General features: G+C 68.5%; 23 protein-coding genes. 16 read left to right on the forward strand and 7 right to left on the reverse strand.

All coding sequences use genetic code 11. The features are described 5' to 3' along the window. The first annotated feature begins 745 nt into the window (after positions 1-745). Together ABOD76_RS04015 and ABOD76_RS04020 are read left to right on the forward strand one after the other, a co-directional pair. Complete coding sequence (locus tag ABOD76_RS04015) at positions 746-1,681, forward strand: alpha/beta fold hydrolase (RefSeq protein WP_350242264.1); 936 nt, start codon at positions 746-748, stop codon at positions 1,679-1,681. 453 nt (positions 1,682-2,134) lie between these two features. Then, entirely contained in the window at positions 2,135-2,662 is a 528-nt protein-coding gene (locus ABOD76_RS04020) for a hypothetical protein (RefSeq protein ID WP_350242265.1), read from the forward strand. Positions 2,663-2,826: 164 nt separating this feature from the next. Here the strand turns inward: ABOD76_RS04020 and ABOD76_RS04025 are convergent, their stop codons facing one another. Then, positions 2,827-3,324 carry a hypothetical protein gene (locus ABOD76_RS04025; protein ID WP_350242266.1) on the reverse strand — a complete coding sequence of 166 codons (498 nt, stop codon included), beginning with the start codon at positions 3,322-3,324 and terminating at the stop codon, positions 2,827-2,829. 484 nt (positions 3,325-3,808) lie between these two features. Between ABOD76_RS04025 and ABOD76_RS04030 the strand changes: the two genes are divergently transcribed. Genes ABOD76_RS04030 through ABOD76_RS04045 form a run of 4 tightly spaced genes read left to right on the forward strand, consistent with a single transcriptional unit; the run spans position 3,809 to position 7,220 of the window. After that, positions 3,809-4,261 (forward strand): hypothetical protein, encoded by a 453-nt coding sequence (locus tag ABOD76_RS04030; protein ID WP_350242267.1) that lies wholly within the window; start codon positions 3,809-3,811, stop codon positions 4,259-4,261. Between the two features lie 33 nt (positions 4,262-4,294). Then, positions 4,295-4,648, forward strand: coding sequence for a hypothetical protein (locus ABOD76_RS04035; protein WP_350242268.1), 354 nt, complete (start codon positions 4,295-4,297; stop codon positions 4,646-4,648). Continuing rightward, on the forward strand, positions 4,645-6,579 hold the full coding sequence (locus ABOD76_RS04040; protein WP_350242269.1) for a sensor histidine kinase: 1,935 nt from the start codon (positions 4,645-4,647) through the stop codon (positions 6,577-6,579). Before ABOD76_RS04035 ends, ABOD76_RS04040 begins: the two co-directional genes overlap by 4 nt. Then, complete coding sequence (locus ABOD76_RS04045) at positions 6,558-7,220, forward strand: response regulator transcription factor (protein ID WP_350242270.1); 663 nt, start codon at positions 6,558-6,560, stop codon at positions 7,218-7,220. The genes ABOD76_RS04040 and ABOD76_RS04045 overlap by 22 nt, the downstream gene beginning before the upstream one ends. On the opposite strand, the gene ABOD76_RS04050 is transcribed toward ABOD76_RS04045, so the two are convergent. Next, positions 7,118-7,723 (reverse strand): hypothetical protein, encoded by a 606-nt coding sequence (locus ABOD76_RS04050; RefSeq protein WP_350242271.1) that lies wholly within the window; start codon positions 7,721-7,723, stop codon positions 7,118-7,120. The two genes, ABOD76_RS04045 and ABOD76_RS04050, sit on opposite strands and share 103 nt — an antisense overlap. Before the next feature lie 161 nt (positions 7,724-7,884). Between ABOD76_RS04050 and ABOD76_RS04055 the strand changes: the two genes are divergently transcribed. The 5 genes from ABOD76_RS04055 to ABOD76_RS04075 all read left to right on the forward strand — a co-directional run bounded on the left by ABOD76_RS04055 (position 7,885) and on the right by ABOD76_RS04075 (position 11,121). Then, positions 7,885-8,058: a hypothetical protein gene (locus ABOD76_RS04055; protein ID WP_350242272.1), complete on the forward strand. Its 174-nt coding sequence runs from the start codon at positions 7,885-7,887 to the stop codon at positions 8,056-8,058. A 10-nt stretch (positions 8,059-8,068) separates the two neighbouring features. Further along, the gene (locus ABOD76_RS04060; RefSeq protein WP_350242273.1) at positions 8,069-8,998 is read left to right on the forward strand and encodes a glycine betaine ABC transporter substrate-binding protein; all 930 of its coding nucleotides are present in this window, start codon (positions 8,069-8,071) and stop codon (positions 8,996-8,998) included. A gap of 5 nt (positions 8,999-9,003) precedes the next feature. Then, positions 9,004-9,777 carry a phosphate/phosphite/phosphonate ABC transporter substrate-binding protein gene (locus ABOD76_RS04065; RefSeq protein ID WP_350242274.1) on the forward strand — a complete coding sequence of 258 codons (774 nt, stop codon included), beginning with the start codon at positions 9,004-9,006 and terminating at the stop codon, positions 9,775-9,777. Beyond that, entirely contained in the window at positions 9,770-10,477 is a 708-nt protein-coding gene (locus ABOD76_RS04070) for a hypothetical protein (protein ID WP_350242275.1), read from the forward strand. Before ABOD76_RS04065 ends, ABOD76_RS04070 begins: the two co-directional genes overlap by 8 nt. A gap of 410 nt (positions 10,478-10,887) precedes the next feature. Continuing rightward, a complete protein-coding gene (locus ABOD76_RS04075; RefSeq protein WP_350242276.1) occupies positions 10,888-11,121 on the forward strand; it encodes a hypothetical protein in 234 nt (77 codons plus the stop codon). Between the two features lie 286 nt (positions 11,122-11,407). On the opposite strand, the gene ABOD76_RS04080 is transcribed toward ABOD76_RS04075, so the two are convergent. After that, the gene (locus tag ABOD76_RS04080) at positions 11,408-11,542 is read right to left on the reverse strand and encodes a hypothetical protein (protein WP_350242277.1); all 135 of its coding nucleotides are present in this window, start codon (positions 11,540-11,542) and stop codon (positions 11,408-11,410) included. Between the two features lie 1,130 nt (positions 11,543-12,672). Between ABOD76_RS04080 and ABOD76_RS04085 the strand changes: the two genes are divergently transcribed. After that, positions 12,673-13,983 (forward strand): sensor histidine kinase, encoded by a 1,311-nt coding sequence (locus ABOD76_RS04085; protein WP_350242278.1) that lies wholly within the window; start codon positions 12,673-12,675, stop codon positions 13,981-13,983. Positions 13,984-14,324: 341 nt separating this feature from the next. Here the strand turns inward: ABOD76_RS04085 and ABOD76_RS04090 are convergent, their stop codons facing one another. The 4 genes from ABOD76_RS04090 to ABOD76_RS04105 form a co-directional block, all read right to left on the reverse strand. Further along, positions 14,325-14,543, reverse strand: a complete 219-nt coding sequence (locus ABOD76_RS04090) for a hypothetical protein (RefSeq protein WP_350242279.1) — start codon at positions 14,541-14,543, stop codon at positions 14,325-14,327. 484 nt (positions 14,544-15,027) lie between these two features. Next, positions 15,028-16,239: a S8 family serine peptidase gene (locus ABOD76_RS04095; RefSeq protein WP_350241175.1), complete on the reverse strand. Its 1,212-nt coding sequence runs from the start codon at positions 16,237-16,239 to the stop codon at positions 15,028-15,030. A 1,744-nt stretch (positions 16,240-17,983) separates the two neighbouring features. Next, on the reverse strand, positions 17,984-19,258 hold the full coding sequence (locus ABOD76_RS04100) for an HD domain-containing phosphohydrolase (protein WP_350242280.1): 1,275 nt from the start codon (positions 19,256-19,258) through the stop codon (positions 17,984-17,986). Then, positions 19,255-19,845 carry a diguanylate cyclase domain-containing protein gene (locus ABOD76_RS04105; protein ID WP_350242281.1) on the reverse strand — a complete coding sequence of 197 codons (591 nt, stop codon included), beginning with the start codon at positions 19,843-19,845 and terminating at the stop codon, positions 19,255-19,257. The genes ABOD76_RS04100 and ABOD76_RS04105 overlap by 4 nt, the downstream gene beginning before the upstream one ends. A gap of 203 nt (positions 19,846-20,048) precedes the next feature. Here ABOD76_RS04105 and ABOD76_RS04110 point away from each other — a divergent pair, with 203 nt between their 5' ends. The 4 genes from ABOD76_RS04110 to ABOD76_RS04125 all read left to right on the forward strand — a co-directional run bounded on the left by ABOD76_RS04110 (position 20,049) and on the right by ABOD76_RS04125 (position 22,773). Continuing rightward, entirely contained in the window at positions 20,049-20,378 is a 330-nt protein-coding gene (locus tag ABOD76_RS04110; RefSeq protein ID WP_350242282.1) for a DHCW motif cupin fold protein, read from the forward strand. Between the two features lie 1,299 nt (positions 20,379-21,677). Beyond that, on the forward strand, positions 21,678-21,884 hold the full coding sequence (locus tag ABOD76_RS04115) for a hypothetical protein (protein WP_350242283.1): 207 nt from the start codon (positions 21,678-21,680) through the stop codon (positions 21,882-21,884). Further along, the gene (locus ABOD76_RS04120; protein ID WP_350242284.1) at positions 21,881-22,129 is read left to right on the forward strand and encodes a hypothetical protein; all 249 of its coding nucleotides are present in this window, start codon (positions 21,881-21,883) and stop codon (positions 22,127-22,129) included. The genes ABOD76_RS04115 and ABOD76_RS04120 overlap by 4 nt, the downstream gene beginning before the upstream one ends. 371 nt (positions 22,130-22,500) lie before the next feature. After that, positions 22,501-22,773, forward strand: coding sequence for a hypothetical protein (locus ABOD76_RS04125; protein WP_350242285.1), 273 nt, complete (start codon positions 22,501-22,503; stop codon positions 22,771-22,773). Positions 22,774-22,980: the final 207 nt, after the last annotated feature.

Consider the following 22,980-nt stretch of genomic DNA (forward strand, 5'->3'; position numbering starts at 1 on the left):
CACTGCCGCCAGACGGCATCCCACGCCCAGGTCAGGCATGCTCAATGTTCAAGCGCACATCGGCACGCTCGTTCCCTCTCGACAGATCACATGTTCAAAGACGACGCTTGCCGACAGTGAGTAACGCTGCGGACGGTAACAACAGGTGAAGCAGCGTTGAGCCCACCCTTCAGCCTGTTTTGGCGAGATGGGACCGATGGAATGCGACCAGCGTCTCCGCGTGCGGCTGTACTGGAACCCGGTGCGGTCCTCCGTGGACCTGAGTACTTCCACCATCAACGTTCCTCAGCTGGGTGTGGGAGCGCGCAGCACGACATACAGGGAGTGGCACGCGGTACTCCCCCTACGTCTGCGGCCCGACGCCGTTCGTGGAAGGGGCCGCGACGATGCTCGTGACGCTGGGGTTCAGCCCGGAACGGGTGATCACCGAGCGCTTCGGACCCACCGGCGGGCCCACCTGAGCCGCGGACGGTCGCAGACGTGCACGCGACCGTCACCCAGGACCAGTGGAAGTGTCGAGGGCGGGATGACCGACCTCCGGTCGCGGGGCCTGCTCGGCTCTCTGAGCACCGGACCTGCGGATCCGGATGAGAGCGGCGCTCGCGGCCCCGCACCTGCACTCATCGTCAAAGGAGAGGATCATGGCGTTCATCCCCAGACGTCCACCAGCCGTCCCGGAACAGGGCTCCGCGCGCTCGTGCAGCACACCGACCGTGGTTCCAGGTTCCCGTTCGAAGCGCCGGAGATGACCGCGCCTTTCCTCCGACTCGAACCGGCGCGGTCGGTCCGCACGGACGTCCTGGACGTGGCGTACGTCGAGGCGGGACCGGAAGATGGCCCGGTGACGCTGCTGCTCCACGGGTTTCCCTACGACATTCACAGTTACGTTGACGTCCTGCCCCTGCTGACCCGGGCGGGCCACCGGGTCATCGTGCCGTATCTGCGCGGTCACGGCCCCACCCGCTTCCTGGACGACACCACCGAGCGCTCAGGACAGCAGGCCGCCCTCGGGGCGGACGTGATCGGGTTGATGGACGCGCTGAACATCCCACAGGCCATCCTCGCGCGCTTCGACTGGGGTGGGCGGGCGGCGTGCGTCGCCGCCGCCCTGTGGCCCGAGCGGTGTACCGCGCTCGTCACCGTCAACAGTTACCTCATCCAGGACATCCGGCGGGCCATGACACCGATCCGGCCGGACCTGGAAGCGGGCCTGTGGTACTTCTTCTACTTTCTGACCGAGCGGGGCCGGGCGGGTCTCACCGCGAACAGGCGTGAGGTCGCCCGGGTGATCTGGACACGCAATTCCCCGCAGTGGTCCTTCGATGACGCCGTGTTCGAGCGGGCCGCCGCGGCGTTCGACAACCCTGACTACGTGGACGTGGTGATTCACTCGTACCGGCACCGCCTGGGCGCGGCGCCCGGCGCCCCGCGATACGAAGGTCTCGAAGCGCGTCTGGCGGCACTGCCGCCCATCACCGTCCCGGCGGTCACCCTGGACGGCCTCGCGGATGGCAACTTCCCCGCGACGGATGGCCGCCCATCGGCGGCTCAGTTCGCCGGGCCGCGCATGCATCATCAGGTCCCGAGTGCGGGCCACAACCTTCCCCAGGAGGTGCCCCACGCGTTTGCCAGAGCCATTCTGGAAGCCGCGGACCTCCGGAGGTACGCCTTAGGCGATTAAAGTCCCTGAACCCCCTGGATGTCCAATGGCCTCCTGTGCTGGCTCTGGGCGGTTGAATGGCAGCGTGCAGTGGTGTCGAGTGGTGAATTCATTGCAGGGGGTACGTTTTCAGGACGACCACAACCGTCATCCATCGAAGTGAGCACAAAACCCTCTCTGCGGCTCAGGCACGGGTCGTCGGCGTTCAACTCCGACAGTCAGAGATCGGCGAGATCGTCTGCCGGGACCTCGACGGATGCGCGGGTGGTGGTGACACTCGCGTGGCCTGGCTGATGTGCGACACTCCCACCGGCATTCCGCCTGGGTGCAACGCGCCTTCGATCTTCACCCCGCGCCGCCCTGAAGATCCTGGCGCTGCAGATCCCGGAGGTCCGCCTGGTACACCCACACCATCGGAACCAGCCGCTGCTCTCCGAAGCGCTGAGTGAGCGGGTCCAGCACAGTGGCCCAGCGGTGGCGCTCGACGCCATGTATCGGGAGATGGTCCGGCTGGAGACCAAGCCTTTCACGTCTGCCCTCCCCCGTCTCCTGACCCTGCTCAACCACATCCTGACCCGGCAGGGCATCGTGGCAGACGTGGTCTGTGACGATGAGGAATATCACCGCTTCTCGCCTTTCGCCATGCTCACCGAGCGGCAACGTCGGGATCACGACCAGTCGCTGCGTGTCCCGACGTTCGCGAGCAGCGAGTTCAGCCCGTTGCTGCAGATCGCGGAGATCCTGGCCGACGTCCTGCGCCGGGCGGGTGCGGACCGCCGCCAGGGCCGCACTTCGAAACCGGAGATCCGGCGCTGGTTCGACCTGATTGGGCCACAGGTGCTGCCGCTGCCATCGATCACAGTTCAGGACCAGCAGCTCCACGCGGCCATGATGGCGGAGGACATCATCCGCAACGCCGGCGGGCTGTCGAGGCTGCGAGATGACCTGCTTGACGCGGCCACAGGACTGTTGGGCTCACACGCGCCGTTCCTGGACCCGTGAATGTACAGGGGCCAGCACCGTAGAGGTGTGCCCCTGTCTGCCTTCAGTAGACACGCCTCCAGAGACACCGGAACGTTGCGGAGCCAAAGCGCAGTGAAACGCCACTCGCTGTCCTGGGCAAGGCGTGGAGATTCAGGATGTACCGGACGTGGGGCTATCCCTGATCAGTATTCCACCTGGAGGCAGGGCGCCGCGGTGCCTTGAGATCTGCCGACACAGTGCTGAACAACCGGTTGTGGTTTGGAACGATCCGCCCGCAGATAGATGTGCAGGACGAACGGAGATGGCCCCTGGTTGAATGGCTTGTGAATCAAGCCATTGACCGGCACCGTGCCCGTGAGCTGGCTCCGCCCAGTTTCACGGCCCGTGTGGTCCAGGCACGTTGCGACAAGGGTGTAGGGCGCGCCGCGTCGGAGTGATCCTTGTCCGCCCGGGATCGACACCGTGTCGGGTTCCGCGGTGCCCACCAGGTGCAGATCGGGGGTGGTGAGGTCATACCCCACGCCGCCCGCGCAGGGAAGCTGGAGGTTGCCCTCGTTGTGCGTATCGATCGCCAACCCTGATAACGGCCAGAGGGTTCCAGGGACGCCTGGAACGGTGGTGGTACACGCACCGAGGATGGCGGTCAGGCACAGTAGGACGAGCAGTTTTGGCAGGGACATGTCTTACCTTATTGTGCGACAAGGGTGCAGCTGTCGTTACCCGAGCTGTGGTCTCAATCCCTGAGTCCAGGCGTCCAGGGTGCCTGCGGCGTGGGCTCGGCTCGCTTCCCTGGCGATCTGGGTGGCGCGGAGGACTCCTGCTCTGGCCAGGGCTTCCAGCCGCTCCAGTTCAGGCTTCGTGAGGAACCAGACCCCAACTGAGGCGTGGCGCGCCCTGCTGGGCCACGTGTTCACTGCAGACCCATAGAAGGGGGGTCCCGTTCCTTACGGGACTATCGTCCCGTGCGCCTGGGACACCGCCCCGCCGACACTTGCCGCGAGGAGGTCACCATGACCCACCGTATACAGATCGCGCTGTTGCTGTTCGCCAGCTGTGGAGGGAGCGCCGCGAGCCAGGCTCAGCCCGCTTCGGCCCTGCCCGCCGGGGAGTGCCGGGGAGTATGCCTGGACCATCGAGATGCGCTGTGAGACGGAGGCGCTGTGCGTGGCCGCGTTCGGTCAGCCGGTGTTCCCCGCGTGGTGGGAGAGCTTCAGCTTCATCGGGCACCTCCACAGCGATGGGCGCACCATGACGTACATTGGCTCGAACATCTTCCGTGGTCGCGCGGGGGCCGGGCCGGAGGGGGCGTGCGATGAGCCGCACGTCAAGCCCTTCTCCGGGACGTGCATCTATGACGAGCAGGCCGAGGCGTTCCTGCGCACCTCCACCTTCCCGGCCGGCGTGTTGAAGGGGAAGTCGACCCTCTGGGCGAGAAACTCCTTGCTGTATGCCCCGCGCGCGAACGGCCAGAACCACGTCGTCCCCTGCCCGTGCGGGCCAGAGGGCGCGGAAACCCCCACGCCCGCCACGCTGGGCACCTTAACGACCAGCGACTTCTTCAGCGGGCGGGCCCCGAAGGGTGTCACAATGCAGGTGCAACTGGTCAAACTTCCGTAAGTCGCTGGCGGAACCGCCGAGGACGTCATGGGCATGCCTGAGCAGTCCGGTCACCGAAGCGTCTTTTCTCGCCCCGGCCGTTCCGCCGGGGTCACGCTGGGGCTGGTCCTGCTGCTCCTGATCGTGTCCGCGGGGCAGAAGGCCTACCGCCTGTCCCTGCCCACCGACGGGTGGCGGACGGCCGCGGCGTCGGATGAGACGCCGGTGTTTCAGGAGAACCTGCTGGGCCTGCCCTCCGCGCTGCGGCCCGGGGATCACCTGCTGGCGGTGCAGGGCGTGCCGATGCCGGAGCTGATGGGATGGGCCGTTCGCCTTGACCCGTCCCCCTGCACTACGCGGCGGGGCAGCGGGTCGAGTACACGGTGGAGCGGGCGGGGACAACGTTGACCCTGGACGTTCCGCTGGGACGCTGGTCGGCCAGGGGACTGGCGAACGCGTCCTGGCGCACCCTGAGCGATCCTCCGGTGGGCGGGGTGTACGTGTGGCTGGAGTTCATCCTGGCCGCCTACGCCGTCTGGCGGCAGCCCACGTCCCGCAGCGCGCAGCTGTTCCTGCTGCTGCAAACCGTGCCGGTCGCCGCCGCGCTCAGCACCACCGGGTCGCTGCTGAGTGTGGCGGACACGCTCGTTCCCGCCGCGTTCTACCTGGCGCGGCTGCTGGGCTCGATGGTGTTCTGGCTGGTCGTCCCCCCGCTGGGGTTGCATTTCATCCTGAGCTTCCCCGCGCCCACCCGGGTGCTGCGCAGCGGGTGGACGCACCTCGTGATGTACGGCGCCCCCTGGGGGGTGCTCGGGGTCATCTGGGTGACCGGGAACGCACCGCTGGTGTTTCACCTGATGTCCGCGTACAACCTGGCGAGCCTGGCCGTGGTGATCGTGCTGCTGGTGACGGTGCGGGATGAACCGCGCCGGGCCCAGGTGCGGTGGTTCGGCTTCGGGTACGCGTTCTCCAGCCTGATCACGGTCCTGCACGGAGCGTGGCAATTGCAGGCGCTTCCCGCAGTGCCGTGGCTCTCCCGGCTGCTGATCGAGGAGTGCCTGTGCGACTTCGTGTACACCGTGTGCACGACCATCGCGCTGCTGTGGTACCGCCTGTTCGACATCGACGTGATCCTGAACCGCACCCTCGTGTACGGCGGATTGACGGCGGGCGTCGTCGGGGCGTATGCCCTCGTCGTGCGCGGCCTGGGGTCCCTGCTGGGTCTGCCGGCCAGCGGCACGCTGTCCCTGCTGGCGACCGGGCTGATCGCGGTGCTGTTCGATCCCCTCCGGCGGAGTCTGCAACGGGGGGTGAACCGTCTGCTATACGGCGAGCGGGACGAGCCGTACCAGGTGCTGCGCACGCTCAGTGACCGCGTGGGGCGCGCTGCCCACCCTTCCGCGGTGCTGCCCGCCATCACGCAGACCATCGCGAGCACGCTGAAATTGCCGTACGTCGCGATCACCCTCGACTCGGGGGAACAGGCCAGGGTGGTGGCCTTCGCGGGCACGCCAGCTGAGGATGTGCTGACGTGGCCGCTCGTCCACCAGGGGGAGACGGTGGGGGAATTGTGCCTCACCCCCCGCGTGGGCGACGTCTTCAAGCCCGCCGAGCGGAACCTGCTGGACACGGTGGCGCATCAGGCGAGTGTGGCCGCGTTCATCGTGCGGCAGTACCTCGACCTGCAGCGCTCCCGCGAGGCGCTCGTCGCGGCGCGTGAGGAGGAACGGCGGCGCATCCGGCGCGACCTGCATGACGGGCTGGGACCGGAACTCGCCACGCTGGCGGTGAAGCTCGACGCCGCCCGGAATCTCCTGAAGAGCGACGCCACGCGTGTCGATGATCTGCTGCTCGAGCTGAAGGCACAGACGCAGGACGCGCTGAGCGGCATCCGGCGTCTGGTGTATGCCCTGCGCCCGCCCGCGTTGGATGACCTGGGGCTGGAGGGCGCGCTCCGGGAGCAGGCTCGGGGGTACGACGGGGCCCTCAGCGTCTCTCTGCACCTCACCGGCGACCTCGCGCACCTGCCCGCCGCGACAGAAGTCGCGTGTTACCGCATCGTGCAGGAGGCGCTGGCGAACGTCGTCCGGCACGCGCACGCCTCCCGCTGCGATCTGACCGTCCACGTCGCGGAGCAGGTGACGGTGGACGTGCAGGACAACGGGCAGGGCGTCCCGGACCACGCACAGGGGGGGGTGGGCCTGCGGTCCATGCGCGAACGGGCGGAGGAACTCGGCGGCCACCTGACGGTGGTGTCGTCAGCGGGCGGGACGCGTCTCCATGCCGTCCTGCCGATTCCATCGGAAGGAGGGCCCACGTGGAACGCATCCGCGTCCTGATCGCCGATGACCACCGCCTCTTCCGTCAGGGGCTGAAGGTGTTGCTGGCGTCCCTGCCGACGGTGGAGGTCGTGGCCGAGGCCGCCACCGGCGAGGAAGTGCTCGACCACATTGGGGAAGTCATGCCGGACGTGATCCTGATGGACCTGCAGATGCCGGGCCTGAACGGCATCGAAGCGACCCGCGCCGCCCTGTCGCGCTGGCCGCACCTGGGCATCTTGGTGCTGACGATGTTCGACAACGACGAGTCTGTGTTCATGGCCATGCGCGCGGGCGCGCGCGGGTACATCGTGAAGGGCGCGGATCAGATGGAGCTGCTGCGCGCGGTGGAGGCGGTGGCGAGCGGGGAGGCGCTGTTCAGCCCGAGCATTGCGGCGCGGGTGCTGCGCTTTTTCCAGACGCCGCTGGCCGCCCTGCCGGTGAGCGCCTTCCCGGAACTGACGGGCCGCGAGCTGGACATCCTGAAGTTGATGGCGGGCGGGCGGAACAACCCAGAGATTGCGCGGCACCTGGCGCTCAGTTCCAAGACGGTGCGCAACTACATCTCGAACATCTTCAGCAAGTTGCAGGTGGCGGACCGGGCGCAGGCCATCGTGAAGGCCAGGCAGGCGGGTCTGGGAGGCACGGACGGCGGGGGGTGACGCGGACCACAGCGAAGTGGTACGGACATCACATCCACAGTGGCGCAGAGCATCGTCGCCGTGTCCAGGCGGCAGCGATCGGCGGCCAGCACTTGATGTGGCTGATGGCACGGAAGCGCCTCCGCGACCTCCGGCACGGTCAAATTCGCGTCCTCCCACTGGTCTTTGGGTGCCAGGCGCACCTGATGCAGGTTCGTGTGAAGCATGTCCCCCTCCTGGGTGAGCTGTGCGGTCCGCCGGTGCAGGTCGGCTTGCGCCTGCTCCAGGAGTTCAAGTTCTTCGCGGCGCAGCGTGGTGTTGGCGCGGAGATGGTCGATGACTTCCAATGACGTCACGGCCATCTGTTCCAGCAGGGTGGGCTGCACCGCCGGGGTCTGACCTTCGGCTTCATGGGTGCGGCCCTGTTCGACGGCCTGCTGGGCCAGCACCCCCTGCCCGCTGGACCGCTCCTCGTCCAGCGCGGCCTGGATCAGCAGTTCCAGATTTCTGGCCTGGTCATTCACCGACTCGTGTCACAAGCTCAGCGAGTGGGCGCTGACCAGCTCCAGCGGGATGCTCCGGACGTCAGGAAGGCGGTGTTGGATGCTGAGCGTCAGCGGCTGGACCGTCACACTCCTATAGTTGACAACTTTTGTCATCTGTTCTAACGTGTCGATGTGCCCAATTGGGAACCGGCGGCCGTGACCTCACACCACCACGACCGCACCTCAACGAGTTCCGTGACCACGCCGAACGCGACGACCAGCCGGCCGTGGCGCTGTTGACGGCATCCCAGCTGATCAGCCCCGCCCATGGGCCAGCGGACACCACCGCCCAGGCCAACCCCTTCACGCTGTGACAGGAGCCGCATGACCCACCACCGCCCCACGCCCCTGGCCCGCCGCACTGCCCTGTTGCTGAGCGCCTCCCTGCTGTCGGCCGCGAGTGCGAAACCGATTGTGGTGGGCGGGAAACTGGACCCTGAGGCGCAGCTGCTCAGTCAGCTGATCATCCTCTCCCTGAAACACGCTGGCCTGGACGTCACCGACAAGGCCAGCCTCGGCGACACCGGCGTGAACCGCAAGGCCATCCTGGCCGGTGAAATCGACACCTACGCCGAGTACACCGGCAACGCCGTCTACCTCTTCCCCACCGCCAAGATTCCCGCCACCGACGCCGGCAACCCCACGCGCATCTACGCGCTCGCCCGGCAGCTGGACAGCAAGCAGGGCATCACCTGGCTGAAGCCCGCCAACGCCAACAACACCTGGGTGGTGGCGCTGCCGGAAGCGTTTGCCAGCAAGAACAAGCTCAAGAGCCTGGCGGACCTGGCCTCCTACCTGAAGGGCGGCGGCACCTTCAAGATCGCCGGCAGCCCGGAGTTCTTCAACCGCCCCGACACCATGCCCGCCTTCGAGAAGGCCTACGGCTTCTCGCTGAAGGCCGATCAGAAGCTGGTGCTGGCCGGCGCCACCCCCCCGCAGACGCAGCAGGCCGCCGCCGCCGGCACCAACGGCGTGAACGCGGCCATGGCCTACGGCACCGATGGCACCCTGGCGGCGCTGAAGCTGGTGGCCCTGACCGATCCCAAGGGCGCGCAGCCGGTCTACCAGCCGGCCCCGATCATCCGGACCGAGACGCTGAAGGCCAACCCGCAGATTGAGGGCATCCTGAACAAAGTGTTTGCCACCCTCAACCAGCAGACGCTGCAGACGCTCAACGGCCAGATCGCCGTGGAGGGCCGCAGCGCCGCCGATGTCGCCCAGGCCTACCTCAAGAGCAAAGGCCTGCTGCGGTGACGGGCGTGCGGCTGGCGTCGATGCTCTCCGCGAACGCCGCGGCGATGTACGCCGCGCTGGGCGGCGTCCTCTCGACCCCGGAGCTGCCGGTGCACTTCGATCCACACGCCGGCCTGGATGACGTCCTGCACGGCGATGCGCCGCTGGCCGCGATGTGCGGCCTGCTGTACACCCGCCACCAGCACGCGCTGAGGGTGCTGGTGGCGCCGGTGCCGCGCACCACGCCGGCCACCCGCTCCCCGCTGTACTGCTCGCAGGTGGTGGTTCGCCGCCGCGCCGGGCCGCTGCCGCTCCCTGCCCTTCGCGGCGCCCGGTGGGTCATCAACGAGCGCGCGTCATTCTCCGGGTACGTTGCGCTGCTGGCCGGCCTGCGCGACCTGGGCCTGGACGCCTCGTTCCTGGGCGTCCCGCAGGTGACCGGCAGTCACCTCGCCTCGCTGCAGCAGGTGGTCACGGGCGCCGCGGACGTGACGGCCGTGGACAGCAGCGTGCTGCAGCTCGCCCTGCAGCAGAACCCGGCGCTTCAAGGTGCCCTGCAGGTCGTAACGTCCTTCGGGCCGTACCCAGCGCCGCCGCTGGTGGTGCACCGCCGCGTGCCGACCGAACAGCGCGCCCGCTGGACCGAGGCGCTCACCACCCTGCACCACAGCCCAGAAGGTCGCCGCGTGCTGGACCTCGCCCAGGTGGAGCGCTACGTGCCGGTCACCGACGACGACTACGCCCCGATCCGCGCCGCCGAGCGCCGCGCCGCCCCGTGGCTGGACGCCGTGTATGCCTGACGCGCGACCACCCGTGACGCTGCTCCCGCCGCACCACGACCCGGCCGCGCCCAGCTTCAGCCGGCCGGACCACACCGACCGTGACGCCACGCTGCTGCGCGAGATGCAGGCGGACCTGCTCCGCGTGGTTGTTCGGCAGGATCTGGGGTCCGGTTGGGTGCGGGTAGTGGACCACGCCGCGCTGCAGCACCCACAGCCGCTGGTCATCGTCGGCTTCCGCGGCTTCCGCCGGCCGGACCCCGCCCCTGAGCTGGAGGCGGCGATCACGCTGGCCGACACGGACCTGGTCGCCCGGTTGGGCCGCGCCCTGGTCGCGTACAGCTGCCGCCTGCTGCCGGACGACGAGTGGATCAACCTGGTGGTCTTCCGGGGCCACGCCGCCGTGCAGGCATGGCACCGCGACCCGCAGCATCAGGACGTCAGCACCCGGCTCGCCCCCCGGTACTACCGGGAGATCCGGCTGCACGGCGGGATCTTGCCGCTGGGGCTTTCGGGTCCGTTGACGCTCACCCACACCCAGTACATGGCGTTCCGGGGACCGCAGGTGTGGCTGGCCCGCCGCACCTACCCGGATCCGGCGGCGACCCGCGCTGGAGTGGAGACCTCCACCGAAGCGCAGGCGATGGTGCGTGGGATGCCGGACCGGTCAGCGCCGGAGGCGGTTCGTCCGGAACGGACCGCCCCCAACCGCACCTGGTGAACCCTCCAGGCGGGCAAGGGCCGCTTCAAGTCGTGGAACCTGTACGAGGGCGCGGCGCTCCTGCAGCGTGGCGAGGGTGGTCCGAGCCTCGTGCGCCTCACGCGCGAGCCGCCTGGCCACTTCCTGCAGCTTCGGAAGCCGCGTTCGCAACGTCTTGGTGCTCGGTCTGCGCTCCTGCTCCAGCAGTCTGACGGCTGTCCGGGCCGCGTTCTGTCCCTCACCACAGCTTCGCCATCCCGACGTACGCAGGGAACCGAGATGATGAGGTGGCTCCGCGTGGGGCTCGACCTGTCCGGCGGCCGGATCCGCGCCGGGCATGGAGGGAGGCGCACCGGCTGGGGCTCCTCGGGAGAGCTTCGTATAGCCTTGTCTGGCTTGAACGCGCCAGGGCTGGCCCGCATGGTGAAGCGATGACGTTGAACGAAGCACTCCACGAGCTGCGCCACGTTGAGGCGATGGTCAACCTGGCAGAAGAACTGATCGCCATGCCCCTTCACCGGACGCCCGAAGAGGCGAAGCTGGCGCGGAGCATGCTGACCGTCAGCACCGCCCTGCTCGCCACGCTGTTGAGCAGCACCGATCCCCTGCGCGCGGCAGCCGCGAGATCCTTCAGGCAAGCGAAAAACATCCAGAATCTGAATTGAGCGGTGGCCACGGCGCGCAGCACGGCCGGCAGGATCAGCTCGGCGCTTGGCAGCGCGGCCAGGAGCACCCGGACCGCCTCCTTCCCGGCCGAGGCGCGACGGCCAGGCTCAGGCGCGCCTTGCCCACACCGCCAGGTCCGGTGAGCGTGACGAGCGCCGGCCCGGGCTGGGCGAGCAGCACGAGGATCCCGCCGATCTCGCAGTCCCGCCCGAGCAGGGGGTGGGCGGCGGGAGCGGCGCGGCGCCGGGACGGTGTCGGCAGGTCAGTCGTGGTTCCGGTCCCAGCCTACGCCCGCGCGGGCGGCCCGGGCCAGTCGAGCCCGAGCAGCCCGCGCTCCACGGCGACCCGGGCGACCAGCACCCGGCTGCCCACCCCCAGCTTCGGGGCGATGGTGCGCAGGTGCGCGTTGACGTTGGGCACGCTGATGCCCAGCGTCCGCGCGATGAGCGCGTTGGTGTCCCCGCGCGACCAGGCCGAGCACCTCCACCTCGCGGGGCGTGAGGTCGGTGAGGCCAGCGGCGGAGCGGACACGGGCGGGTGGCGGCACCGGAGCTGCGCGCTCCTCCAGGCGGGCCCGGCCCCGGCGGGCTTCCTCCAGCAGGTCGGGCGCTCCGCCCGGGCCCAGCTCGTCCAGCATCCGGCGGTAAAGGGGCGGCGGCCCTGGCCGGCTCGCCCCGGCGTTCGGCGAGGCAGGCCTGCGTTTCGAGGAGTCCGGCCCGCAGCTGCACAGCCCGCATGTCCAGGATGTGCGCCTGCACGCGTTCCGGGTCCCCCTCGGCTTCCGTCTCCTGCCCGGTCGCCATCGCCCACTCCGCCAGCGCGTGCTGCACCGATTGCCACAGCGAGGAGGCGCCAGGCGCCTCTTCCCCGTGTGACGCCCAGAGCGGTGAAGGGGCGGGAGAGGGTGACGGTGTTGAGCGGCACACGCTTCCTGGCGACCGGTTTCCCCTCGCGGTGATCGGCGACGCCGTCTGACGCGCCTACCGCTTCCCGCTGCGTTCCCGGGACGTCAGGAACTTCTGCTCGAGCGCGTTGTGGAGATCGAGCGAGCGGTCCAGGAAGCGGGTCACCGTCGGGTGAGGTGACGAAGCACCAGGCGCCAGGGACCCCCACGGCTGGCGGAGGGTCTGCTGCCGCTGCTCAGCGCCCTGAACGCGCCCCGCGCGTCGGCAGGTCCGCTGGCGGCCCTGCTGGCCGGCACGGCCGCGACCGGAGCGGCGGCCACGGTCGTGTCCTTGGCGCCGGCGGTGGTGCGCCACAGCGCGCCGATGGACGGGCCCTCGCCGGAGGAAGAGCGCCGGCGCCGAGGGCCTTTGCGGACCTGCCCACGTTCGAGCGCGGTGTCTTCCCCTTCGCCGTGTCCCCGCTTCGCTCTGCCCACCGTGCAGGCGAAGACGTGGCCGGACCTGACCGGGCCAGATGTGCCTCACGGCCACCGGCTGCCCGTGTAGGCCCATTCACCACCCTCAGCAGTGAACGGGCAGCCCGGCGGGAATGTCGATCCTCGGCGAAGGCAAGCCACGTTGGTTTTGGATCATCAAGAAGCGGGTATGCTTGGGGTCCTTCTGCTGCACGGCTACGTCAGCATCATCCCTGGTCCTGAAGACACCACCGGGTGCCCGCCTCTTTGCACCCTTCAGGTCACGACCATGACGCACGACGCTCTCCCCTCGATTGAAGAGCGGTACGCCGCCCTGCACGATCGCTTCCAGGCGCTCGAAACCCAGCTCAGCGAAGTCCAGGCAACTGAGCATCAGGCGATGACGCTGTTCAGCGAAGCGCCGGTACCGTACCTGCTCCTGAATGCGCAGGGCCGCTTCAAGGAAGTGAATGCCGCGGCCTCCGCCCTGCTGGGCCACACGCCGGAAGCGCTGCGAGGAAAACGGCTGGCTCAGTTCCTCGCCCCCGCGTCTCAGTCCGACGCGGACGTGCTGCTCCACCAGGTGATGAATCATGGCCTGAAGCAGCGAGGGGAAGCGCAGCTGTTCTGCGCGGACGGCACGCCCTTCGACGTGCTCCTGGACATCGACGCGGCCAAAGTGGACAGTGTGTTCCTGCACTTCCGTGTGGTGCTGACCGACATCACGACGTATAAGCAGGTGCACCAGGACCTGCTGAGCTCGAATACCACCCACCAGCAGGAGCTGCTGACGCAGGGCGCCCGAATGCGAACACTGAACCAGGAGCTGGAGCAGATCGTCACCGCCTTCCTCCAGCAGCTGCATCATCCGGTGGACCAGGCCATGAACGTCCTGAGGCGGCTGCGTCAGAAGTTGGGAGACCAGCCGGACGCCGTCACCCGGCCGCTGATGCAGACAGAGCAGGCGATTCAGGCGATCGTCGCGTTGCTGGCGTCCATGGGCCGGTACATGCAGATGCGCTCCATGCGCCTGCACGTCCGGCCGGTGGCCTTGGGGCAGGTGCTGCGGGAAGTCCTGAAGCGCGCGCAACCGGTGATGGCCGACCGGACCATCCGGATCACACACGACTCGCTGCCGACCGTGCAGGGCGACAGCCAGGCGCTGCTCCTGATTTTCGACGAGTATGTGGCGAACGCCTTGAAGTTCACCAAAGGGCGGGACGAGGCGCGCATTCACCTGCGGGTGGAGGAAACGACCTCGGAGTACCGCATTGGGGTGGAGGACAACGGCACCGGCTTCAACCTGCGCCACAAAGACCGACTGTTCCAGCTGTTCGGCCGGTTGCACTCCTCCAAGGCCTATGAGGGGACCGGGGTGGGCCTGGTGACCGTCCGGCGATTGTGTGAGCTGTTCGGGGGTCGGGTGTGGGCGGAAGGGAAGGTGGACGAGGGCGCGACCTTCTGGTTCGCCTGGCCTAAGCAGCCCAAGCTGCAGCGGTAGCGGCGCCCGCATGCGTCTCTGCGTTGAGCGTCAACGCCGAGGCGCAGACACGTGCACTGAAGCGTTCTATGGCGAAGCAGTCACCCGCCCTCAGTGAGACCGCCCGGCCAAAACGCGGATGTGAAGGGCGTAAAGCCGATCCAGACGTTATTTCGGGTCTAAGGTGAGGCGCACGGTGCTCCAGCCAGTGAGGGACGCCTGTGCCTCCGCTTCCGTGCGCGCCGCAATGCCGAGTTGGACCGCCGATTCGACCGGCTGCTCCTCAGCCGTGGGCGCGCGGCCTTCAGGCGACCACAGCTGACGCTCAGGTGGGCTGCCCATCGCTCCTCGCCCCTGACGTTTTACCTCCGCGCCCGCTGGGCGTGACCGGTGCCCCTGTGCCGCAATTCGATGATCGCCGCCGGGTCGTACTTGCCGGCCGTATCCTTGATCACGTCCACCAAGAAAGCGCCGGGGCTCTTCGGCTGAAAGCCGCTCGCCAGAATCTCCTCGGCCCGGCTCAGGCGGCTGAGGATGTGTGCCTCTCTGAACCCAGTCAGCAGGCCCACCGCGACCGGCATCGAAAGCCTGCGGCTTAGTGTGAAAGAAGACAGGAACCGGCTCAAGCGCTACCCGTCCGCTGCTCATGCCCACACGCTAAGCAAACGCCACGTCCAGCACGCACACCACAACAGCTCCATCACAGGAAGGCCCCTTCAATACATGTCGAGGGGTACGGGACGGGGGAAGTTGCCCCCCGTCCCGCCGGGGGAGGCACCGAACTTCCGCGCTGCTCAGGTTGCCGCAGGCGGCACCGGCAGGACGCCTGATTGGGCCCGGGCCATGAGCGTGCCACCACTTGATGTGGTGAGGTGAGCGGCGCCCGTTGGGTCAAGCGGGCCAGCAAGGTCGTGGCAGCGCCGCGGACCTGAAGGTCCCGCACCGGCCGTGTGAGGTTCAGGTGGCCGCATGGACAATCAGCCCCGCTGCACCTGTTCTCGGGAACAGGTGCAGCGGGGCTGGCCAAGCGGCTCGCGCGCCCGAGGGACGCTGAGATCGCGCGTGTTACTGGAGGGAGGCGACCAGGGCGGCGATGTTGAGTTCGCCGTAGCCGAGGGTGGACTTGCCCGGCAGCAGCGACGCGGCATTCACCCGGTCAACGTTGGTGGCGGTGTCACTCAGCCGGGCGGCCACGTTCACGCCGGCGCTTCCCGCGTGGCTCAGGGCCAGCGCCAGCCCGCCGCTCACCATCGGCGCGGCAAACGACGTGCCGCGCCACACCGCCGCGTGATTCCCCGGGTACGCCGTCGCCACGCCCTCCCCCGGCGCCAGCACTTCCAGGTCCTCGCCGTAACTCGAGAAGCTCGACCGCACGCCCGACGTGCTGGAACTCCCGACCGACAGGGTGGACGCCGCGGTCGCGCCGGTGCCGCTGGCGGTGCGGGCGGGATACAGCACCGGGCTCGCGCCGGTGTTGCCGGCCGACAGCACCACGTACACGCCCGCCGCGGCCGCCTCGCTCAGCGCCGCGTCCAGGTCCGCGTCCGGTTCACTGGCGACCGACGCGTTGATGATCTGCGCGCCGTGCTGCACGGCATACCGGATGGCGGCAGCAATCTCGCGGGTGTCGCCGCTGCCGTCCGGCTGCAGGGCCCGCAGCGGCATGATCGTTGCGCGCGGCGCCACCTGCAGGATGATGTCCGCCACGCCCGTGCCGTGCCCGAAGGCGATGTCGCTGGGGCTGCCGCCCTCCTGCGGCACGTCATCGCCGTCCAGGAAGTCCCGGCGGCTGGCACTCAGATGCCCGGTGAAGGCGGCGTGCGGCAGGTCGATGCCCGAGTCGATCACCGCGACGGTGATGCCGTCGCCCAGCTGGGGGGTCTGCTGCTGGGCCTGCTGGAGGCCCACTGTCTGCCAGATGGGCCCGTTGGCGGTGAAGGTGTTGTTCGGGCCGCTGGGCACGGTCGAGAGGTCCAGCGCGGCGGTCCAGACGCTCGGGTCGGCCGTCACGAACGCGCCCGCGGTGACGAAGGCGCCGGCCGTCACAAACGCGCCGGCGGTGACGAACGCACCCGCGGTGACGAAGGCGCCGGCGGTGACGAAGGCGCCGGCGAGGGTCTGGATCCGGGGCGCGCCGACGCTCTGCACGGTCTGCGCGCCGAACTCGGGCACGATGGCCACGGTGCTGGTGTGGGGCAGGGGGGTGGTGGCGCCGCAGGCGGCGAGCGACACACTCAGGAGCAGCCAGCGGAGCGCGAGCGAGACAGGTTTATGCATGGTTCCACCGTAGATGTGCCAGAAAAGGGCGGGACCGCCGACGCGACCGGGTGACCCAGGGCTTGTCCGCAGCGGCGGACCGGCGCTGTGCGGGGCGGACCGTTCTGGTCCGCGGGTGGTGAGCGATCAGTACAGCGTGACGACCCTGTATGGTTCTCTCCACGAGTCCTCTGGATGAGTTCCACCAGCCTTAGTATGTATATATTATTTGAAGAAGATAACAGTTTTGTCAAGAAATTCCATTGATCGGTGTCCACTGGGAGAAGCACGAGACACCAGGACCAGGTCCGCCACGGGCGCAAGTGCAGCGGGAGTAGGACATCTGGAGGTGAGGCGTACCGTGCATCGAGCTATGCGTGAGCCTGAACGAACGCGTGCTGTGGGCCCCACGGCGGCCCCGGTGCCGTGGCCAGTCGCCAATCCAGTGCAGGGAGAGCCCTCCAGTCCCCGCCGGGCCATCCGCACCGACCCGCGGGGCAACGCCTTCGCTCGGGAGGCAGGCAGTCTCTTTGACGTCCGATTCAGCCAACACGGGCGGCCCTGCCGGTGAGGACGCGCCTCGGAGCGTGGATCTCCAGCCACCGCACGCCGGTCACCAGCGCTGTTCCCACCACGGCCACAACAAACGTCCACTGCACCCAAGCCCAAATGCATGCACGTCGCTCCGGCTGGCCGAGCGGTTCTCCACACTCTTGCAGGGCACCTCGATGGCGTCCTGCCCACAGCTGCATGACCTTCCACCGGGGTGGTTCCACCGCATCCTGCGGGGTCAGAACGGTCACCCCGCGCCCAGGCGCTTAAGGTCAGTGAAGGCTCTGTGGGCGGCCGACCCGGTCCAGCTGAGGAGCAGCCGGGGACGGCAGAAGCGCGACTCCGGCAGGCTGAGGCTCTGAAGTTGGTGACGCACTCGAGGTTCACCAAATGCTGCGGTGTACTCCTGACCCTCGCTGTTCTGGGGATGGGCGCGAGAAGGCGCGCCTCATCGTCCAGACATGCCTGCCGTCTGGTCACCACAAGTGCTCGCCGCTCTCGGACTCGTTCAGCCCCGGCACGGCACCCTGACGGGGCCCTGCGCGCGTCGGGCGCGAACAGCGCAGTCCTCCCCCAGACGTCGTTCGCTGACCCGGCCGCCGCTGTTCCCCGCGCACGCGCCTGGCGCAGCGTTTCGTTGTTCCAGCGCTCTGTTCTTCCTGCTCGGCGGTGAGTCGTGCCCTGCCGTGCCCGGGGAAGGCGACGTGACCGTGGTCATCGGCGGACCGCATCCACGTCTGGATGGTCGAGCGACCCACACCGGCGGCGTTAGCGGTGCCTTGACCGTCTTCCCTTCTGGTCGGGCCATCCGGCGGCATTCCGCTTGAATCGGCCGTGTACGACCTGCGTGCGCCCCCATCCCCACCCATCCGTGCATGTCGCGGTGCTTCGCGGCGCCCCCAGAAGGGGTCCGGTCCCGAACGCACCACAGCCAAGCACCTGGGTGGCGACGCTGGACTCTGGACCATGCAGCGGCTCGATCCGCAAGATCAACTGGGATGGCGCGGACCGGCAACGGGACACGCGGTGACCCTCACGCGATGGCGCGGGCCGTTCACGATCCTGTCTGTCCGTGACGGGTGATGGCCTGAACCCGGTCAACAGTTGTGTTGGCGGAACTGGGTCAGGAGCATCGGACTTGCCGGGAGCGATCCGAACGCGTCGCGTATGGATGTCCGTTGCTCGTCATTCGGCCCTCTCCGAATCTGGCCGTTCAAGGGTCGCGTACCAGCGCCAGGAAGGCCCGGACGACCTCCGGGTCGAACTGCCCTCCCGCCTGACGCTCGATTTCCAGGACGGCGTCGTCGTGACTCCACGCGCGCTTGTACGGCCGTTCGCTGATCAGCGCGTCGTACACGTCGCACACCGAGAAGATCCGGGCGCCCAGGGGAATGTCGGTGCCCGCAAGGCCGTCCGGGTAACCGCGGCCGTCCCAGCGTTCATGGTGCGAGCGGATGACAGCCACGATCTGCGGCGCCACACCCGGGAGGCGGGTGACCAGGTCGTGCCCCTCGGTGGCGTGGCGTTGCATGGTCGCGCGTTCCTCCGGGGTGAGCTTGCCGGGTTTCTTGAGGATCCGCTCCGGAATGCAGAGCTTCCCAATGTCGTGCAGGTACGCCCCGTACCGCAGGTGCTCGAGGGCCGTGCGGTCCAGCCGGAAGTGCGCACCGAGGCGGGTGGCCAAGCGGGCCGCGCGCGCGGTGTGTCCCTGCGTCTCGGCGTCTCTGGCTTCGAGCACCCTGCTCAGCGTCCGCATGCCCGCTTCGAGCGTGGAACGGACTTCGCCCACCGCACGGCGCAGCTCCAGGGCGTGCTCCAGGCGCAGCACGGTGAGTTCCACGGTTTTGCGCATGTGCGGCGTGATGGTCTGCCAGCGGTTCACGGTGCACAGCACGATGGTGGCCATCACGTGTCCCTGACGGAGGACGGGCGTGACCATACCGCTCTTGACGCCCTGCTCGACCACCTGAGGCAGGGCGCCTGGGGTGGACGGGTAGTCGGTGCTCCACTCGGTGGTCCGCGTGCGCTGCACCCGCTGGAAAGCGGTGCCGGCGAGGGGAACCGGGACGTGCAGGCCGGGTTCCGGCGCCGGAACGCCGTCGCGGTGCGCCTCATGAACGTAGACCAGCTGGTCCTCCTCGAGGATGGCGTAGGCCGCCTGATCGAAGTCCATCACGCGGAGCAGCCGGTTCAGCGTGTGCTGGATCAGGTCACCGGGCTCACGCAGACCCTCGAGCTCTCGGGAGAAGGCCACGAAGGTGTCCGCCTCGTGTTCCCACGGGGCGACGACCTCCCGGAGCTGCTCTTTCCGGAGCTGTAACTGTTCGTCCGCCGCGGCGAAGGCGCGCTCGAACGGCGTGCCCTGCGCCCAGTCGGCCAGGCCACCGGTGAAGGCCGCCGTGTCCGGCAGCGGCCCCGGCGCGGTGTGGTTCGTCGCGTCGAGCAGCTCCTGGAGCGTGTCCCGATGATGACCGGGAACGACGATCACAAACTCGTCTCCCCCCACCGGCAGATGAACGCCGCTGGAGGCAACGCAGCTCTCAAGGTGTGCGCGACGGCGCGAATGTGCGCGTCCCCGCCGCTGTGCCCGCGCAGGCTGTTAACGCTTTTCAGCTGATTCAGGTCGACGATGGCCAATGCGGCTGGCAGCGCCACCGTCTGCATCCGCGTCTGGAAGGCCGCGCGGGTGAGACAACCGGTCAAGGCGTCGTGATCTGCGGGCCCCGTCGACCGGCTGTTCCTGAGGAGCCGTTTGACCTGCACGATCAGGCCAGCCTCATGCGGGTAGACGGTGATGTTCAGCCACGCCTGCTGGCCCACACTGAAGGTTTCGACTTCCGTCCGCTGCCGGGACATCAGGACCTGCTGGAACGCCGCGGCGATCGGCTCCGCGGCTGCCTGAACCGGGAGGACATCGGCGAAGGTGCGGCCGAGCAGCTCGTGGGGGTGGGTGTTCCAGGCGTTCAGGGCGTAGGCGTTGACGAACGTAAAGCGGGTTTCGGCGTCGAGCATGAAAATGATGTCGTCCACCCAGTCGAACGGATGCACGCCCGCAGAGGCCGCCGGGTTCACCATGAATCCATGGTACCGGCCACGCGGCACAGCCGAGCGTGAACGCCGGGTCCGGGCCGCCGTACCCGCCACGCACCGGATGGACCGCCACCTGCTCGTCCAGCGTCCCCGTGGGCCGGTGACCCGTCAGGGTCTGGATCCTGACGGGTCACCGGGGGCCTGTCGAGGCCCTCGGCCACCCGTTCCCGACAAGCTAGACTCACCGTATGGACATGCAGAACATCCCCTTCACCACGACGGATTGGTCCCAGGTCGAAGAGACCATCCATCCGGGTGAAGAGGGTTCAGCGCGGTGGCGGACCCTGCACTTCGGTGGAATTCGAGTTCGCCGGGTCGAATACACGGCGGGCTACCTCGCCGACCACTGGTGCCGCAAGGGGCATATCCTGCTGGTCTTGAGTGGGCACCTGAACACGGAGCTCGAAGATGGCCGCACCTTCACGCTGACTCCCGGCATGAGCTATCAGGTGGCCGACGATGCCGAAGCGCACCGTTCGTCTGCCCCCAGCGGGGCCACGTTGTTCATCGTGGACTAACGCGTGGGCGTCAACCCAGCAGGAGGGCCTGCTCCGCCATGATGCGCGCCAGAAGACTCTAGTTGGGGGGCACGCACGAGCCGCTGGATCGAGATTTCACCGCATCGTCCGCCGAGCATGCCGTGCTGGCGCTGGCGTCCATGTTCAGCCCGCCGTCCCTTCCGGAAGCGTGAGTCGTGGTCAGGTCCGAGGCGGACGAAGCGCTTGAGCACGGTGCGCAGGACCCGCGGGGCGACGACGAGGCCGATCTGGATTCAGGGGTCCACCTCCAGGCGCTTGAGCAGGCTTCGGCCACCACGGTGACGCGTTCACCCCGTCGGCAATCAGCAGACGGGCGTGGTCAAGCCGCGTACCACAGGGAGCGGGCAACGGCGACGTACGCGCACACGGACAGACATCCGGCGGCCTTGATGATCGGGGCCACGCGCTTCGGCGGCAGCGCGTCAATCGCCAGCATTCGCTGAGCCGGAGGCCGCCTGAACCTTCAGGAGGCCGGGACCACGGATCGCGCGCTGCCGCTTGGCGTTCTGGCCGACCTGAAGGCGTTCAGGAGGGGCCACAGCGCACCCAGGTTATTGTGCCTGGACGCGCCAGACGGGTCCGCGCGTTGTGGGTGGGCGGGAAAGCACGCGCCTGAGCCACGTCATCGCCGGCCACCGCGAGGCGCGCGCCATCGCTGGGCAAGCTGCTGTTCACCCACCTCCCCGTTCCGGAACCACCCTGAAGGAGCAGTCGCGTCTCCATCACGGGCGCTCGTCCCTCCAGCCGGTCAGGAAGGACCTCCCGTATCCGCGCTCCTCTTCCTGAGTCGCCTGCACCACCCGCCAGTGACCGGTTGGGCTGGATTGTGGTGCCTGCTGAGCGAGCGGCTCACCCCTCCACCGGCCCCATCGCACCCGCCTGGCGAGCGCCGCTCCACCCAAGCCCACGCTGGAGCCTTCCGGAGCTGGCCGCCTGCATGGGAGACCCCATACGCACCGTGGTGGAGCACGTGCGCCTCCAGCGGCCGACCTGCCTGGCACGCCCCCACCGGTGAGCTCCAGCCCACCCCAGGCTGTTCCTTCCGGGTCCGGCCAAGGAACCCTGGCTGTTCTCGAGGAGAATGCACACCTGGGCGGCACCCTCCCCTGGCTGAGGTACGATGAAGGGGTCCAAGCCGTCCCGTGTTTGAACACGCTCCATCCTGGGGCAGCAGCGCCACACTGGATCGGCGCTGTTCTCGTTCACCGAACTGGCCTTCTTGGCACGTTGCCCGGCTTTGTGAACCTCATCCTGCCCCTCCAGGGGCTGAGGTTCTTCATGACGCCTCCTGATGATGTCGTCAACGACCCGTCGACCACCAGCCCCCTGCTCCAGGACCTGCGCGCCGAGGTGCAGCAGCTTCACACCCTGGTGGCCCAGACCCGGCAACGGCTGGTCGAAGTGGACGCCCTGCTGCAACAGGCGACCGCCCGGTCACTCATCCCCGCTGTGGACGCGGACCCGCCCGCCGAGGATCAGCAATGACCCGGCAGGTGCTGCCGGCCACCGCCATCCGGACGCTGCACGCCCGGGGCGTGCGGGCCACCATCACGCTCGACCCGCGCGCCGGCACGCCTGTTCGGGGCCAGCTGATCACCGATCAGCGCGGTCAGGTGTGGCAGGTGCTGCAGGTGCTGCGCGATGCGGGTCTGGTGCTGGGCGCCGCGGTGGAGGCCGAGCAGTGCCTGCGCCGTCTTCCTCCAGGGCTGCCGAACCACTCCTCAACGTGATCTGGCCAGCGAGCGATTGAGCGGGTGGGGAGCCGGACGGTCGGGTTCGGTGCCCGAGATGACAGGCACCGAGCGCGCCTGCACACCGTTGCTTGCTTCGGAAGTGCCCGTCCTTCACCTTGATCGCTTCATCCAGGCCAGCGCTCACCAGGTGGCTGCCGGCGTTGGAGGTGCCATGGTTCAGCACCTGATGCGACATTCACACGGACAAGCGCGACACCTGCCGGCTGCGGACGGTCGCGAAGGGCCGCAACCGGCAGGTGTCGCGGCTGAGCGCCGGGCCGGCGGCGGGCGGCTCTCCTCCACCATCCCTGCACAGCGGGAGGGGAGCACCTTGGCGGCGGCGCACCCGGGCGCCCTAAGATGACCGCATGAAAGTCTACGTGTACACCGCAGCCGGCATGTTTGAAGGCGAGCTGGTTCAGAATGGTCCGGCCGGGCACGGCGATGAGGACATCAACCGACTGAGGCAAGCGGTCGGGCTGGGCGGCGGGAACTACCTGGCGCTCCGGGACGCACGCATCGTCGTAAATGGGGAAAGCTCGATCCGCCCGATCGTGGTCATTCCGATGGGCGCCATCCAGGGCATCGGCACGGGGGACGCAACCGCGCGCCCCAGTGGAATTCCTGGCCTGGATGACTAGGCGCACCTTGGACGCTGTGAACCCGGTGCGTTGACCGTTCACCGGGGCCCCTGAGCGGTGGGCGTCCGTCAGGGTGATCCGCGCTCCTGATCGTCATCCGGAAACAGCGCGGCCAGCTGTGGGTGACGTCTCAGGTCCTCAATAAGTTCAGGGCGGGGTGGTCGGCATACGCCCCGTCTGCCCATTTGGCGGGGCTCCGCACCCCAG

The organism is Deinococcus sonorensis KR-87, from assembly GCF_040256395.1.
Taxonomy (GTDB): domain Bacteria; phylum Deinococcota; class Deinococci; order Deinococcales; family Deinococcaceae; genus Deinococcus; species Deinococcus sonorensis.